Source organism: Daejeonella rubra, assembly GCF_900103545.1.
In the GTDB taxonomy this organism is placed as follows: domain Bacteria; phylum Bacteroidota; class Bacteroidia; order Sphingobacteriales; family Sphingobacteriaceae; genus Daejeonella; species Daejeonella rubra.
The window spans coordinates 164,165-179,706 of sequence record NZ_FNHH01000003.1 but is presented as its reverse complement, the minus strand read 5'-3'; the positions used below and the strand labels follow the sequence as shown (position 1 = coordinate 179,706).

The window sequence follows — 15,542 nt, the reverse complement described above, 5'->3', positions numbered from 1 at the left end:
TGTTTTATTAAATTCAATGAAATGGAAATCAAAGCGAAGCCTATGGCTTTCGGCCTTTTTTCAAACTATATCAGGGATTTTTAGAAATATTAATCCCGGTCTTTAGAAAATTTGCTGAGTTTTAATGGATTGGATGTTAGTTCTGCGCTTTCTCTGCGTCGTTCAACGATATTGATCGCAGTAAAAAGTGCTTCCCTGAATGAACTTGCAGATGCAATGTTCTTGCCTGCAATATCATATCCGGTTCCATGGTCGGGGGAGGTTCTTACTACCGGTAAGCCGGCTGTAAAGTTCACTCCATTGTGGAAGGCGATCTGTTTGAAGGGTATTAAACCCTGATCATGATACATGGCCAATACGGCATCAAATTGAGCATAGGTATGTGCGGCAAAGAAGCCGTCGGCAGCATAGGGCCCAAAGGCAAATATGCCCTGTGCATTTGCCTCCGTAATAGCCGGAATTATGGTTTCAAGTTCCTCATTGCCTATCAGTCCGTTATCTCCAGCATGAGGATTTAATCCTAAAACTGCAATTTTTGGCTTTTGGATCCAGAAATCCTTTTTAAGGCTCTGATTCATCAGGTTGAGTTTGGAAAGGATCTTTTCTTTGGTGATCTTCTCAGGAATTTCACTGACCGGAATATGTCCGGTGACTACTCCAACCCGGATATCTTCACTCACAAGGAACATCAGCGAGTCTTCCGAATTGGTTTTAGCCTGTATATATTCTGTATGGCCTGCAAACTGAAAGTTTTCGTTTTGAATATTATGTTTATTGATAGGAGCGGTAACAAGTGCGTCTGTTTTACCAGCGATAAGGTCATCTAAAGCTCTTTCTAAAGATATAAATGCATATTTACCCCCGGTGGCATTGGTCTGTCCGAGTTCGATCCGAACATCTTCCTCCCAGCAATTGATCATGTTCGGGCGTTTATCATGTGCTTCACTTGTATCACTGATCACATTGAAATTAAACTCATTAATATCCATTGTTTTACGGTGAAACGATGCAACTTTTGTATGTCCGTAAACAATAGGCGTACAATAATCCATGATTTTGGTATCCATCAGAGTTTTGATTATCACCTCTAATCCAATACCATTTACATCACCAATAGATATTCCAATTTTAATTTTATCGCTCATCCCTGCTATCAATTAAATTATCAATAATGCCTTTTTATTAAGGTTATAAATAATTAACGCAAAATAAAGACTTTAATCTCATTATGCAATTAAGTAGGAAGTTATAAGTTGTACGTTATAAGTATTAAGTTTTGAGAGATCTCAATTCATTGGGAAAAGTATACTGCCAGAATAGAAATCATTTGCCATTCCCTAATTTGCTCATTATCTCATTTGCTAATTCCTTTAACCTCATTTTTCTGTAAATTGCGCCAAATACTCCATCAATGAGTTTAGTAAAAGCAAAGAAACATCTCGGACAACACTTTTTAACAGATAAAAATATCGCTGAAAAGATCGTTAACAGTCTTCAATCAACTGATAAGTATAGTCAGGTACTGGAGGTAGGGCCGGGTATGGGAGTTCTTTCCGATTTTCTGTTGCGTAAAAATGAGCTCGAAACCTTTATGATCGATATTGATACCGAGTCTTTTCAATACCTTCATAAAAAATATCCGGATGTTGGCGACAGGCTCATCAATGCTGATTTTTTGCAATTGAATTTTAAGGATATCTTTCCCGGAAAGCTGGGGGTGATTGGAAATTTCCCTTATAATATCTCCTCTCAGATCCTTTTTAAAGTTCTGGATAACCGCGATCAGGTAGTTGAAGTGGTGGGGATGTTTCAAAAGGAAGTCGCACAGCGATGTGCTGAAAAACCCGGAAGTAAGGAATATGGTATTCTAAGTGTTTTTCTACAGGCATATTATAAGGTGGAATATTTATTCTCTGTAAAACCCGGAGTATTTAACCCTCCGCCAAAAGTAAACTCGGCAGTTATTCGGTTAACAAGAAATGAAGTTTCAAAGCTTGATTGTGACGAAAAGCTATTCTGGCAAGTGGTTAAAGCAGGCTTCAATCAGCGCAGAAAAACCCTGAGAAATGCATTGTCCTCTATTTTCAACAAGGAAAATATGGGCGATGATCCTATGCTCGATCTCAGGGCGGAGCGACTCGGTGTGGATGATTTTGTAAAACTGACAAACCTGATCAGTTCGACCAGATAGCTTTTAGCGACATGAATAAAAAGATACTTATCGCAGATCATTTGCATCCTGCTTTTAAAGAAGAAGTTGAGAAAATGGGCTTTGAATGTGATGACAGACCCTTGATCAGTCGGGAGGAAACCATTTTGATACTTGCTGAATACGCAGGTATAGCTATTCGCACCAAATTTCAGATCGACAGGGAGCTGATCGATGCAGGAAGTAATCTGAAAGTTATCGCTCGTGCAGGTGCTGGTATGGATAATGTGGATGAAGAATATGCACGTTCAAAAGGCATTAAATGCATTAATGGACCTGAAGGTAACCGTGATGCAGTGGCAGAGCATGTAATCGGAATGCTCCTTTCTCTCTTAAACAATCTCAATATTGCAGATGATGAAGTTCGTCATGGAATATGGAACAGGGAAGGAAACAGAGGCTGGGAGCTTAAAGGAAAAACTGTTGCCATCATTGGATATGGAAATACAGGACAGATGCTGGCTCGTAAATTATCCGGTTTTGAGGTTAAGGTTATTGCCTATGATAAATATAAAACCGGATTTACAGACGCTTTTGCGCAAGAGGTTAGTATGGAACAAGTTGTAAAAGAAGCAGATATCCTGAGTTTTCACATCCCTCTTACCCCCGAGACCAGGCAGCTTTTTAATGATGAATACCTTTTTCATTTTAAAAAACGGATCGTACTCCTGAATGCATCAAGGGGAGAGGTGGTCAATACCAGAGCAGTTTTAAATGGATTGCGCATTGGAAAAATATCCGCAGCAGGATTAGATGTTCTGGAGGTTGAAAAATTTCCGGCGTTGGCTGAACAGGAATGGTTTGAAGAGCTGAAAGAAAGTAATAAAGTAATTTTAAGTCCGCATGTTGCTGGCTGGACCTATGAATCTTATCGTAAGATCTCTGAGGTGCTTGCTCAAAAATTAAAGGCGCTCATTCCTATTTTTTGAGAAGAAGATTATTCTTGTGATATTCAATGATAAAGGTAGGTTTTCATAAGAGAAATTTGGAAATCTGAAATCAAAAATATTATCTTCGTATTGATACGAGCAAGACTATATTGGCTTAGGCCGACATAGTCTTGTTTGTTTTTAAGTATAATCATAAAAAGTGTGAGATATGACGGAAGTAACTTATTATACCCGTGAAGGATTAGAAAAGCTGAAAGAGGAGCTTCATTTATTAAAAACAGAGGGCCGTTCCCAGATTTCAAAGGCCATTGCTGAGGCTAGGGATAAAGGCGATTTATCTGAAAATGCAGAGTACGATGCCGCTAAGGAAGCGCAGGGGCATCATGAATCGAAAATATCAAAGCTTACCAATGTTCTGGCAAATGCCCGTTTAATTGATGAATCAAAATTGGATTCAACAAAGGTTCTTGCTTTATCGATTGTTAAGATCAAAAACGTCAATAATGGCGCAACAATGACCTATCAGCTGGTGTCGGAATCTGAAGCAGATTTAAAATCAGGCAGAATATCAGTTAAATCACCAATTGCACAGGGCCTTTTAGGTAAAAGCGTTGGGGATAAAGCCGAAATTGCTGTTCCGGCAGGGAAGATCGAGTTCGAGATCATTGAGATCACCAGGTAATGCCTATTCCTTCATTGACATAAAAATTTAATTATGGAATCAATATTCTCAAAAATAGTAGCCGGTGAAATACCCGCACACAAAGTTGCTGAGACGCTGGAATATCTGGCATTTTTAGATATCAACCCGCTTACAGAGGGCCATCTTCTTGTGATACCTAAAAAGGAAGTTGATTACCTGTTTGATCTGGATAGTGAAACCTATGTAGGCCTGATGATGTTTGCCCAGATCGTAGCTGTGGGTTTGAAAAAAGCGATGCCTTGTGAGCGTATTGGTTTAACCGTGATGGGTTTGGAGGTGCCTCATGCTCATATTCATCTTATTCCAATGAACACCATGGATGATATGAACTTCAGTCGCCCGAAACTAAATTTAACCGAGGAAAGATTAACCGAGATCGCTGAAGCTATTCGCGAACAGCTTTAATATTTACTTTTTTATCCTTTTTACATTATCCTTAGCAAAGGCATCCCAACCGGAATAGCTTTTTTTGTTTCCGGCGGTGCTCATTTTTTGAAAGGAATGGCAAACTGCAACTGCTAAACCATCGGTTGCATCTAAAAATTCAGGCGTCTCAGAAAATTTTAACAGGGTTTTAAGCATTGCAGCAACTTGTTCTTTGGATGAGTTGCCATTGCCGGTAATTGATTGTTTAATCTTTCGGGGTGAATATTCGAATATGGGAAGATTTCTGGATAAAGCCGCTGCCATTGCTACCCCCTGTGCCCGTCCCAGTTTCAACATAACCTGAATATTTTTACCATAGAATGGAGCTTCAATTGACAGGCAATCAGGCTTATACTGATCAATAAGAAGGACTGTTTTCTCAAAAATATGTTTAAGTTTTAAAGGGTGGTCGTCAAGGTGATCCATTTTAACTACGCCCATGCAAATCAGATCAACAGTGCTTTTTACCTCCTTAACAATTCCATATCCCATAACACTCGTTCCCGGATCAATACCAAGAATTATCCGCTCATTTGATTTCTCTTTTAACATCCTCAGCAATATTAAGAATTTACCTTCTTTTTTATGTTTTTAGTTAAAGCATTTTCTAAATAAAAATTTGCACGGCTTTTGCTTAACATTGCATCAGTATGAATTCCCAAACAAAAAAGATTTTAAGTATTGGAATAAAGATCGCTGTTGTAGGTTTGGCTTTCTGGTTCATTTTTCAGAAAATAAGTAATAATCAGAATATAGACAATTTTAAATCGCTGCTGAGCACACTTTCCATTTCAAGTGTCCTAATGATCATGACCAGTGTTTTTTTATTAATGTTCCTGAACTGGTTTATTGAGGCACTTAAATGGAAATATTTGGTGAGTGGAATTGAGAAGATCAGTACCTGGAAGGCGGTAGAATCTGTCTTTTGCGGATTGACCTGGGCAGTATTTACTCCGAATCGGATTGGCGAATATGGCGGCAGGGTGTTTTTTCTTTCTCCACGTAAACGGATAATGGGTGTGATAGCTATGAGTGTTGGCGCGATCGGAAAAATGGTGATTACCAATGTATTAGGTTCACTTGCTCTGCTATGGTTTGTAATACGATTTACCGGGTTGAATTCTTTTATTGATTTTGGTTTAGGCTTTCTGGTCCTTGTTTTTTGTTCATTATTTCTATTGTTTTATTTTAATATTAAATGGGTTTACGGCCTCCTCATAAAAATTAATTTTTTGAAGCGTTTCAAGCACTTTTTCATCATCTTATCAAGATACAAACACTCAGATATATTACGAATTTTGATTTATTCCTTATCAAGATATTTGATATTTACTACTCAATATTTTTTGATTATACATTTTCTTGTGCCTGATATTCAGGTTTTTGATATGGTCATGATCTTGTTTGTTTTTTACTTTATTCAATCTGCACTTCCTTCACTCGACCTTTTGGATATTGGGGTTCGGGCAAGTGTCGCAACCTACTTTTTTGCTTTTGTTACCAATCAGGAAATAGCGATCATGGCAGCTATTGCATCTATTTGGCTGATAAACTTAATTATTCCAGCTATTTTAGGCTCTGTTTTCGTATTAAAACTCAATTTCTTTGGTAGTTCAAATAATTAGTATCCTCACTGCAGTGCTTACCCTAACATATGTTGGGTTGATCCTTTATCTGAGAAGAGGCTGGGGGAAGCTTAGTCTCTTAAATGCCGGCAATAGTCAATTCAAGACTACTGTAAGTGTATTGATCGCTGCTCGGAATGAGGAGGAGAAGATTAGAAAGACCATTCAGGATATTCTCGCGCAGGATTACCCCGCACATTTACTCCAGCTTATAGTTGTGGATGATCATTCCACAGACCAAACCTCAGAGATTGTCTTGTCATTTACAGATCCCAGAATACAACTGATCATTTTAAATGAGAAGGAGCCACTAAATTCATACAAGAAAAAAGCAATTACTGAGGCAATACAGCTATCAGATTCAGAACTCATCATAAGTACTGATGCTGATTGCAGGATGGGTTCCGCCTGGATCAAAACGATAGTTACTTTATATGAATCAGGCGATTATAAGATGATTTCTTCTCCTGTTACCTATTTCGAAGAGAAAAATATTTTCGAGGAAATGCAAAGCCTGGAGTTTTTGTTTCTGATCGGTCTTGGTGCGTCCGGAATTGGCAATGGAACTCCAACAACCTGCAATGGAGCAAATCTGGCCTATCGCAGGGATGTTTTTCACGAGCTGAAAGGTTTCCATGGAATTGATAATCTGGCATCAGGCGATGATGAATTGTTTATGCATAAGGTAGCTTCAGCTTACCCCCGGGGAATTGGATTTTGCAAATCAATGGATGCTATGGTATATACTCATGCTAAAGCTAACCTGGATGAATTTATTCAGCAACGAAAGCGATGGGCCTCAAAAAGTACAAGTTATAAAAACAAAGGAATTGTAGTACTGGGAGTAATGATCTGGCTTTTTAACTTTAGTATCATTATGAATGCTCTGGCTGGATTTATTAATCCAATATTCTGGCTGCTGGCCGCTGGCAGTATTTGTCTGAAAATGCTTGCTGAATTGATCTTTCTTATTCCTGTTTGCCGTTTTGAAGGAAGAATGGAACTACTCAGGTTCCAGCCTTTCCTCACTGTAATCCACATGTTCTATCTTGTATATATTGGTATTGCAGGGAATACAGGGAAGTACAGGTGGAAAGGGAGATTGGTAAGGTAATTTTTATAAAATAATCTATTAGAGAATTGTAAATGGAGCATTGCGAGATAGTTTTGAATTCAAAATGTATTCTCATCATTGTATCTGATAACCTATTACCCATAACCTACATTCAAAAACATCCTATCCGCAATGTGAAAGCAATATCTTCTTGTTAATTTGCATTATTTAAGTAATTTTAAAAGCAATCATTTCCCAAACAAAACGAATTGTCAAAAAAATCAACTTCAGTTATTAACGATGAAAGTGATTTGATTCAACTTCTCCTGAAACGTCAGGCAGAATTGAATTCTTTACTTGAAATTACTCAGGCAATTAATAAGAATAGTGCCTCCTCGGTGCTTTTTGAGATGCTTGAGTTGATTCTGAATGTTCATTTAAAAATTGGAAAGATTCGTTTGTTAATTCGTGAAGGGGAGCATTTTTATTGCGCTACCCGATTTGGTGGTGAATTTGAAAATGCAAAGATCCTGCAACAAACCTGTCAGGCTTTGGATAATTTCAAGGAAATAACTTCACTAAAATCAAATTCAGATCCACTGCTTAATAAATATGAATATTTTGTTCCTGTATTTCATAAGGATGAATTTCTTGCTTTTGTTCTGATTGGAGATTTTGATACCGGTCAGCAGCTGTTGAGTAATGATCTTAACTTTATTCAAACACTGATCAATGTGATCGTTGTTGCCCTTGAGAATAAGAAGTTATTCAAGGAAAGGGTTGAGAGGGAACGATTGCAAAGGGATATGGAACTTGCTGTTGAAGTTCAGGGCATGCTTATTCCGAGGAGTTTGCCTAAAAAAGGAGCAGTTGAAGTAGGAGCAACTTATCTTCCAAATGAGAATATTGGTGGTGATTATTTTGATTTTATTAAAACCGGTCCGAATGAATTCTTATGGTGTATTGCCGATGCTTCTGGGAAAGGAGTATCTGCGGCCTTGCTCATGGCAAATCTTCAGGCAAGCCTCAGAGCCTGGGCATCTGTTGAGAGCGATCTGGTAAAAGTTACAAAGCGGTTGAATGAGATCGTGGTTTCAAACACAAATGGAGAGCGTTTTATTACCTTATTTCTTGGCCTTTATAATGAGTCAAGCAGGGAATTGCAATATGTTAATGCCGGGCATAATCCTCCGCTTTTGGTAAGAGATGGGGAGGTCAAGTTCTTAAAAGATGGAACTACCATCATAGGGGCATTTGATGCACTTCCGGGTATTTGTGTTGGCAGAGAGATATTAACTCCTGGAAGTGTTATTTTTAATTATACAGACGGTCTTGTAGAAAGCCCCAATGAAGAGGTCTATATTTCTGATGAAGAGTTAGTTGGACATTTGTTGCAAAATAAAGATCTTCCGGTTGATAGCCTGAATGAAAATATATTAAGAGATATTCAATCTGCAAATAATGCAGTAATGAATTCGGATGATATAACGATCCTGACAATTCGTGTACTTTAAAAACCAGGTTTGAAATAATGCTTTTATCACCATTTTTTTCTGATATTTAAGCATGCTGCTACCTTATTTACAGGATGAGTTGATTGAAGCAGGCTGTGATGAGGCCGGCCGGGGCTGCCTTGCAGGGCCTGTTTTTGCTGCTGCAGTGATCCTTCCCAGGAATTTTTCACATGATATCCTCACTGATTCAAAACAGCTGAAGGAGAAAGATCGTGTTGATCTGCGAAGAATAATTGAGCGGGAAGCATTGGCCTTCGCTGTTTCAATGGTTGATCATCTGGAGATTGACAGGATCAATATTCTGAATGCATCAATCAAGGCGATGCACCTGGCACTTGAACAGCTAAGTGTGCAGCCGGGCTTCGTAATAATTGACGGTAACCGCTTTAAGCCATTTCAGGATATTCCATATGAATGTGTGGTAAAAGGGGATGGTAAATATTATTCCATCGCGGCTGCGTCTATTCTGGCAAAGACCTATCGGGATGATTATATGCTTAATCTTTCGACTGAATATCCAGACTATGACTGGGCAAATAATAAGGGATACCCTACAATTAAGCATCGAGAAGCGGTAATAGCTTTTGGTTTTACGCCCTATCACCGCAGAACCTTCAGGATAAGCGACCCTCAGCTTCGCCTTCCATTATGACCTGAAAGGCAAGCAAAAAATAGAGTCTGCCTTTTAATCGTTTTTAATTACTTTTGCCGCAATCAAATATAACCTCCGGATCATGAAGAATGTTGCTTTAAATGATACTCATATAGCGCTGGGTGCCAAAATGGTTCCCTTTGCAGGATTTAATATGCCCGTTCAATATAGTGGGATAAACATTGAACACGAAACCGTTCGAAAGGCGGTTGGTGTATTTGATGTTAGCCATATGGGAGAGTTTATTTTGAGAGGTGAAGGTGCATTGGACCTGATCCAGCGTGTATGTTCAAATGATGCCTCTAAACTTTTTGATGGAAAGATCCAATATTCCTGTCTTCCAAATGACCAGGGTGGAATAGTTGATGATCTTCTGGTTTATCGGATAGATGAGAAAACCTATATGCTGGTTGTCAATGCTTCAAATATTGATAAGGACTGGGACTGGATCTCAAAACATAATACAGCTGGAGTAGAGATGAAAAATATCTCTGATCAGACTTCACTGCTTGCAGTTCAGGGTCCTAAAGCTATAGAAGCACTTCAAAGTTTAACAGATGTGGATCTTTCGTCAATGGAATATTACACCTTTAAAAAGGGTGTATTTGCAGGAATAGAAAACGTATTGATCTCAGCAACTGGCTATACCGGTGCTGGTGGTTTTGAGTTGTATTTCGAGAAGGAACATTCTGAGCATATCTGGAATGAAATATTTAATGCGGGGGCGCCTTTTGGGATTAAACCTATCGGACTTGCTGCACGTGATACCTTACGATTAGAAATGGGATTCTGCCTTTACGGAAATGATATCGATGATACAACCTCTCCTCTGGAAGCAGGACTTGGCTGGATCACGAAGTTCAGCAAGAACTTTGTAAACTCTGCAAATCTGGCTGCTCAAAAACAAAATGGTGTTGAACGTAAACTTGTTGGTTTTGAAATGATCGAAAGAGGCATTCCTCGTCATGATTATCAGATTGTTGACGCTGATGGAAATGTGATTGGTAAAGTAACTTCTGGTACTCAATCTCCTTCTCTTCAAAAGGCAATAGGTATGGGCTATGTTAAAACAGAATTTTCTAAAGAAGGATCTGATATTTACATCAGTATCCGTGAAAACAAAATATTAGCGAGGGTAGTAAAATTTCCTTTTAAATAATCTTTATCCAAGAACAAAGAATGCAAAAACGTAATCTCGAAGTTTGCCTGACTCCTGCCCTGCTTCATTTACATGATTTTACCGAAAGTATCGTCGTAGTTATTGATATTTTCAGAGCCACTTCATCCATCTGTTATGGTATTGAAAATGGTGCGGTCTCTATTATTCCGGTAGCTACAATTGAAGCATGTGAATCTTATCGTCACACCGAATTTCTGTTGGCGGCTGAACGAAACGGAGAGGTTGTCGATGGATTTGATTTTGGTAATTCGCCCTTTTCTTATGTTAAGGAGAAGGTAGGAGGTAAAACTATAGTATTGACGACCACCAATGGAACACATGCCATAAACATGTCGCGCGGTGCAAATAAGATTGTGATCGGTTCTTTCTTAAATATTAGCTCCTTGTGTAACTGGCTAAAAACTCAGCCCAATGATGTTTTACTTTTATGCTCAGGCTGGAAGGATAAAGTTAATCTGGAGGATACGCTTTTTGCCGGTGGGGTTGTCCATTACCTGAAAGATGAAAATTATTCTCTCGATGATGCAGGTATTGCATCAGAAGATCTTTATAATATGGCCAAAGAGGATTTGGGTCTATATCTTAAAAAAACTTCACATAGTGAACGTTTAAAGAAGCTGGGAATTGAAGAAGATATTGCTTTTTGTCTTAATTTGAATATCACATCCAGCATACCCATTCTGGATGGAGAGCGACTGATCAGAATGGTGTAATATAGGCCTTACAGCAAATCAAACGCTGAAAAGTATATTATTTTAACTTCTCATTATTCTTATGCCTGTCGGCATCACGGATATTTTTCTTCTCCAGATTTTTTTGGAGTGCTTCAGTAAGGTCTGTTCCGGTTTGATTGGCCAGGCAGATTAAAACAAATAATACATCAGCGAGTTCATCACCAAGGTCGTGGCCTTCATCTGATTTTTTAAATGACTGCTCACCATACTTTCTCGCCATGATCCTGGCAACCTCTCCAACTTCCTCCATAAGTATAGCTGTATTAGTTAACTCATTAAAATAACGAACACCGGTAGTATTGATCCAATTATCTACGATCTTCTGTGCTTCCTCTATTGTCATCAGAATTGATTTATATTATTCCCTGGCTTTGGTATCGATGCAAATGGTAACCGGACCATCATTCACCAGACTAATTTGCATGTCTGCACCGAAAATGCCGGTTTGGATTTTTGTTCCTGTAATCTTAGTCAATTCCACTATCATTTTTTCATACAAAGGAATAGCATATTCAGGTCTTGCTGAGCGGGTAAAACCTGGTCTGTTGCCCTTTTTTGTTGATGCAAAAAGCGTAAACTGGCTAACAAGCAGGATATTCCCTTGTACGTCTGCCAGCGCTTTGTTCATCAATCCGTTCTCGTCTGAAAATACACGAATGTTTGCAATCTTCTGTGCAAGCCAGGTCAGGTCCTCATCGGTATCGCTGTCTTCAATTCCCAGCAAAACCATAAATCCATGAGCGATCTCACCGCTGATTAGCCCTTCAATACTGCAGGATGCATTGCTGACACGTTGAATTACTGCTCTCATCCTCTGGTTTCATTATCATGATAGATACTCAGGTAACTATCATATCGTGAAGATTCTAATTTACCCTTTTCAAGTGCTTCCAAAACGGCACATCCCGGTTCATTTATATGTCTGCAGTTGTGAAAGCGGCAATTCCCCATCAGTTTTCTGATCTCCGGAAATAAACGGCCAAGATCCTGTTTTTCAATATCAAAAACCCCAAGTTCACGAATGCCCGGAGTATCGATCAGGTATCCACCGAAAGGCAATTGGAACATTTCTGCAAAGGTTGTTGTGTGTTTACCCTTATCGCTCCAGTCAGAGATCTCACCTGTTTTAAGCTCTTTTCCCGGCAATAGTGCATTGATCAGAGTTGATTTTCCAACCCCCGAATGTCCGCTGACAAGTGTTACCTTGTCTTTTAGCAGATCTCTTATCTGATCCAGGTTAGTTTCTTTTATTGCTGAGACGCTGTAGCAGGGGTATCCTGCATTTTCATAGATCGATTGGTATTGCTCAAGAATTTCAAGTCCTTCTTCACTGAATAGGTCCAGTTTATTGAAAATCAGCTTGGCAGGAATTTCATAAGCCTCTGCTGTGACCAGGAAGCGGTCAATAAAGCCCAGAGAGGTCCGCGGAGAAGCCAGCGTTACGATTAAAAATGCCTGGTCTAAATTTGCCGCAATGATCTGTGCCTGTTTGGAAAGGTTAACAGATTTTCGGATTATATAATTTTTTCGGGGATGGAGCGCAGTAATAAGTCCTGTTTCCTGATCGGGTTCAGGTTCTACACGTACACGGTCGCCAACAGCGATCGGGTTTGTGGTTTTTATATCCAGTGTTCGGAATTTTCCTTTTATACGACAGTTTATGGTCTTTCCCTCGTCGGTTAAAACCTCGTACCAGCTCCCTGTTGATTTTATTACTAGTCCCTCCATCTGCTATGCAAAGATAAAACCTTGATTATGTATTCAGTAATTAAGTGCCTGATTTGTTGCTGTTTTATTAAGAAATAATCTTTTTTTAAAATAAATTAACAATCATTTGTTTATTCAAAAATTAAGACCGTAATTTACGGCACACAAAAAAGACATGATAACTACCTTTTATACCACAACAAACACAACAACCACCACGCTATCGCATGGGGAAGGTGATTGTATGGTGTAAATTAAACATAAAACATCAAAAAACGCCTTCCTCCGATAACGGGGAAGGCGTTTTTTTTTATCAGAAATCGAAGAAATACTATTAATAATGAAAGTTTTAAAGTTCGGGGGTACCTCGGTAGGATCGGTTGAATCGATCAGTAAATTATTGCAGATCATTGAAAAGGAACAGGCTCATTCCGGAAATCCGGTTGTTGTTCTGTCAGCAATGAGTGGTGTAACCAATCTCTTATCAGCTATGGCTGATAAGGCCGAAAAGGGAGGCACCTTCAGCAATGAATTAAAGGAACTTGAAGAGCGTCACTTCCATGTGATCAAAGAGTTACTAGCCGTCTCAAAGCAGAATCCTGTATTTACAAAGCTTCGTATCTTATTTAATGAGCTTGAAGATTTACTTCAGGGAGTAATGATCCTGAAGGAGTTGACTCCCAGAACGCGTGATCTGGTACTTAGTTATGGTGAGCGTTGTTCGGCATTCATGATCAGTAAAATAGCCGGACAAAAGTCGGACGATGATCTGTTTGTAAATGCAGCAGAATTAATTAAAACTGATAGCTCATATGGCCAGGCCCGTGTGAATATGGAGCTTTCTGAAATGCTGATCCGTGATCATTATAATAGAAATAGCGATAAAATTATTTTTGTTACCGGTTTTATTGCAAGCAATGAGGAAGGCAGAATTACGACCTTAGGTAGAGGGGGGAGTGATTATACGGCGGCTATTTTTGGTTCAGCTTTGAACGCAGAAGAGATAGAGATCTGGACTGATGTAAATGGGATGATGACTGCCGATCCGAGGATGGTCAAAAAGGCGTTTTCTCTGCCTGAACTTTCCTATACTGAGGCCATGGAGCTTTCGTTTTTCGGAGCAAAGGTGATCTATCCGCCAACGATGATCCCGGCATTTCTGAAAAGGATCCCTATCGTAATACGTAATACCTTCGAGCCTGAATTTCAGGGTTCTGTGATCCGTCACAACTGTCAAAGTTCTAACCTTGCAATAAAGGGGATCTCATCCATAAATGATATCAGTATCATCAACATTGAGGGAAGCGGAATGGTAGGAAAAGCCGGATTCAGCGGCCGCTTATTTTCTTTACTGGCACGCGAGCAGATCAATATTATCCTGATCACCCAGTCTTCGTCAGAACATAGTATCACTTTTGCTATCCATCCTTCTGATGCATCAAGGGCTCAGCATTTAATAGAACATGAGTTTGAACTGGAACTTTTGGCTAAGAAAATTGAAGCTCCTGTTTTTGAGCAGGGCCTTTCGGTACTGGCCATAGTGGGTGAAAATATGAAGCAAACCCCTGGAATTTCCGGCAAGCTATTTCATGCTCTTGGCCGTAACGGGATCAATGTGAGAGCTATTGCACAAGGTTCATCTGAGTACAATATTTCGGTTGTGATCTCACGCGAAGATCTTAATAAGGGGCTTAATGCAGTTCATGATGCCTTTTTTGTAGAGCTAAATAAAACATTACATGTATTCTGCCTTGGCACCGGCAATATTGGAACTACCTTATTTAAACAATTGCTGGAGCATAAAGATTTTCTTCAAAAACATAATGGCATTCAGATCAAGGTTGTGGGTATCAGTAATACTCGCAAAATGATGTTTAATGAGGAAGGAATTACGCTGGAAAGCTGGGAGAATGATCTGCAGGATCAGGGTGAAACTGCCGAGCTTTCTGGTTTTGTCAGCAGAATGAAAGCCATGAACCTGCCTAATTGTGTCTTTGCAGATAATACGGCAAGTAAAAACCCTATTGAATTCTATCATGAGATCTTCAGTTCAAATATTTCCGTTGTAACTTGCAACAAGATTGGAAATTCAGGGTCTTTTGCACAGTATAAGCAGTTCCGTGATACAGCAAGGCTTCATGGGGTTGACTATTTTTATGAGACCAATGTTGGTGCAGGGCTACCGATCGTAAAAACCCTGAAGGACCTGATGATCAGTGGTGACCGGATCATCAGTATCGAATCTATTCTTTCAGGAACTATCTCCTACATTTTCAATAATTATAAAGGTGATGTGACATTCCATGATATTGTGAAGCAGGCTCAGGAAAAGGGCTATACTGAGCCAGATCCAAGGGATGACCTTCGCGGTACAGACTTTATGCGTAAAATGCTTATTCTGGCCCGTGATGCGGGTTATGAGCTTGAAGCGGAGGATGTTGATATTGAAAGTATGCTTCCTCAATCCTGTATTGATGCTGAATCTGTAGATGATTTTTACCTTGCTCTTAAAACTGAGAATGATTTTTTCGAAAACATGAAAAAACAGGCTGAAGATGGTAAAAAAGTACTGCGATATATTGGTAAACTGGAAAATGGCAAGGTGAAGATCAGCCTTCAAATGGTAGATGATGCACATCCTTTCTATGCCTTGTCCGGAAGTGATAATATCATTTCATTTACAACTGAAAGATATAGAGAAAGGCCGATGGTGGTTAAAGGTCCGGGTGCTGGTGCTGAAGTTACTGCAGCAGGCGTTTTTGCAGATATAGTGAACGTGGGGGCACTAAAATTCTAAGTAGTGGAATTAATTTTAATATTTTTGGTTAGGATGCTTTTGGCAGCTTGT

Annotated in this window: 16 protein-coding genes; 11 read left to right on the top strand and 5 right to left on the bottom strand. The window is 39.3% G+C overall.

Translation table 11 applies throughout. The annotated features are described in order from the left end of the window. Positions 1-89: 89 nt before the first annotated feature. On the bottom strand, positions 90-1,145 hold the full coding sequence (pdxA, locus tag BLR27_RS03505) for a 4-hydroxythreonine-4-phosphate dehydrogenase PdxA (protein ID WP_090700019.1): 1,056 nt from the start codon (positions 1,143-1,145) through the stop codon (positions 90-92). Positions 1,146-1,411: 266 nt separating this feature from the next. On the opposite strand from pdxA, the gene rsmA reads away from it, so the two are divergent. The 4 genes from rsmA (at position 1,412) to BLR27_RS03485 (ending at position 4,207) form a co-directional block, all read left to right on the top strand. Then, positions 1,412-2,191, top strand: coding sequence for a 16S rRNA (adenine(1518)-N(6)/adenine(1519)-N(6))-dimethyltransferase RsmA (gene rsmA, locus BLR27_RS03500; RefSeq protein WP_090700015.1), 780 nt, complete (start codon positions 1,412-1,414; stop codon positions 2,189-2,191). Positions 2,192-2,202: 11 nt separating this feature from the next. After that, entirely contained in the window at positions 2,203-3,138 is a 936-nt protein-coding gene (locus BLR27_RS03495; protein WP_090700010.1) for an NAD(P)-dependent oxidoreductase, read from the top strand. A 169-nt stretch (positions 3,139-3,307) separates the two neighbouring features. Continuing rightward, a complete protein-coding gene (gene greA, locus BLR27_RS03490; RefSeq protein WP_090700005.1) occupies positions 3,308-3,781 on the top strand; it encodes a transcription elongation factor GreA in 474 nt (157 codons plus the stop codon). Between the two features lie 33 nt (positions 3,782-3,814). Beyond that, positions 3,815-4,207 (top strand): HIT family protein, encoded by a 393-nt coding sequence (locus BLR27_RS03485; RefSeq protein WP_090700001.1) that lies wholly within the window; start codon positions 3,815-3,817, stop codon positions 4,205-4,207. Between the two features lie 3 nt (positions 4,208-4,210). Here BLR27_RS03485 and ruvC read toward each other — a convergent pair whose 3' ends face one another. Next, positions 4,211-4,780, bottom strand: coding sequence for a crossover junction endodeoxyribonuclease RuvC (ruvC, locus tag BLR27_RS03480; RefSeq protein ID WP_090699996.1), 570 nt, complete (start codon positions 4,778-4,780; stop codon positions 4,211-4,213). A 98-nt stretch (positions 4,781-4,878) separates the two neighbouring features. Between ruvC and BLR27_RS03475 the strand changes: the two genes are divergently transcribed. The 6 genes from BLR27_RS03475 to BLR27_RS03450 all read left to right on the top strand — a co-directional run bounded on the left by BLR27_RS03475 (position 4,879) and on the right by BLR27_RS03450 (position 10,966). Next, positions 4,879-5,853: a lysylphosphatidylglycerol synthase domain-containing protein gene (locus tag BLR27_RS03475; RefSeq protein ID WP_090699990.1), complete on the top strand. Its 975-nt coding sequence runs from the start codon at positions 4,879-4,881 to the stop codon at positions 5,851-5,853. After that, a complete protein-coding gene (locus BLR27_RS03470; RefSeq protein ID WP_245704420.1) occupies positions 5,834-6,967 on the top strand; it encodes a glycosyltransferase family 2 protein in 1,134 nt (377 codons plus the stop codon). The genes BLR27_RS03475 and BLR27_RS03470 overlap by 20 nt, the downstream gene beginning before the upstream one ends. A gap of 209 nt (positions 6,968-7,176) precedes the next feature. Then, positions 7,177-8,421 (top strand): PP2C family protein-serine/threonine phosphatase, encoded by a 1,245-nt coding sequence (locus tag BLR27_RS03465; RefSeq protein ID WP_245704419.1) that lies wholly within the window; start codon positions 7,177-7,179, stop codon positions 8,419-8,421. Between the two features lie 52 nt (positions 8,422-8,473). Next, positions 8,474-9,073: a ribonuclease HII gene (locus BLR27_RS03460; protein WP_090699987.1), complete on the top strand. Its 600-nt coding sequence runs from the start codon at positions 8,474-8,476 to the stop codon at positions 9,071-9,073. Positions 9,074-9,155: 82 nt separating this feature from the next. Beyond that, positions 9,156-10,232, top strand: a complete 1,077-nt coding sequence (gcvT, locus tag BLR27_RS03455; protein WP_090699983.1) for a glycine cleavage system aminomethyltransferase GcvT — start codon at positions 9,156-9,158, stop codon at positions 10,230-10,232. A gap of 20 nt (positions 10,233-10,252) precedes the next feature. After that, positions 10,253-10,966, top strand: a complete 714-nt coding sequence (locus tag BLR27_RS03450) for a 2-phosphosulfolactate phosphatase (RefSeq protein WP_090699979.1) — start codon at positions 10,253-10,255, stop codon at positions 10,964-10,966. 37 nt (positions 10,967-11,003) lie between these two features. Here BLR27_RS03450 and BLR27_RS03445 read toward each other — a convergent pair whose 3' ends face one another. From BLR27_RS03445 to rsgA, 3 genes are read right to left on the bottom strand one after another with little or no spacing between them, the layout of a single operon-like run. Next, positions 11,004-11,330: a nucleotide pyrophosphohydrolase gene (locus tag BLR27_RS03445; protein ID WP_090699976.1), complete on the bottom strand. Its 327-nt coding sequence runs from the start codon at positions 11,328-11,330 to the stop codon at positions 11,004-11,006. Positions 11,331-11,345: 15 nt separating this feature from the next. After that, on the bottom strand, positions 11,346-11,798 hold the full coding sequence (gene dtd / locus BLR27_RS03440; RefSeq protein ID WP_090699972.1) for a D-aminoacyl-tRNA deacylase: 453 nt from the start codon (positions 11,796-11,798) through the stop codon (positions 11,346-11,348). Then, the gene (gene rsgA / locus BLR27_RS03435; protein WP_090699969.1) at positions 11,795-12,715 is read right to left on the bottom strand and encodes a ribosome small subunit-dependent GTPase A; all 921 of its coding nucleotides are present in this window, start codon (positions 12,713-12,715) and stop codon (positions 11,795-11,797) included. The genes dtd and rsgA overlap by 4 nt, the downstream gene beginning before the upstream one ends. A gap of 319 nt (positions 12,716-13,034) precedes the next feature. Here rsgA and thrA point away from each other — a divergent pair, with 319 nt between their 5' ends. After that, positions 13,035-15,491, top strand: a complete 2,457-nt coding sequence (gene thrA / locus BLR27_RS03430) for a bifunctional aspartate kinase/homoserine dehydrogenase I (RefSeq protein ID WP_090699965.1) — start codon at positions 13,035-13,037, stop codon at positions 15,489-15,491. Positions 15,492-15,542 lie beyond the last annotated feature (51 nt).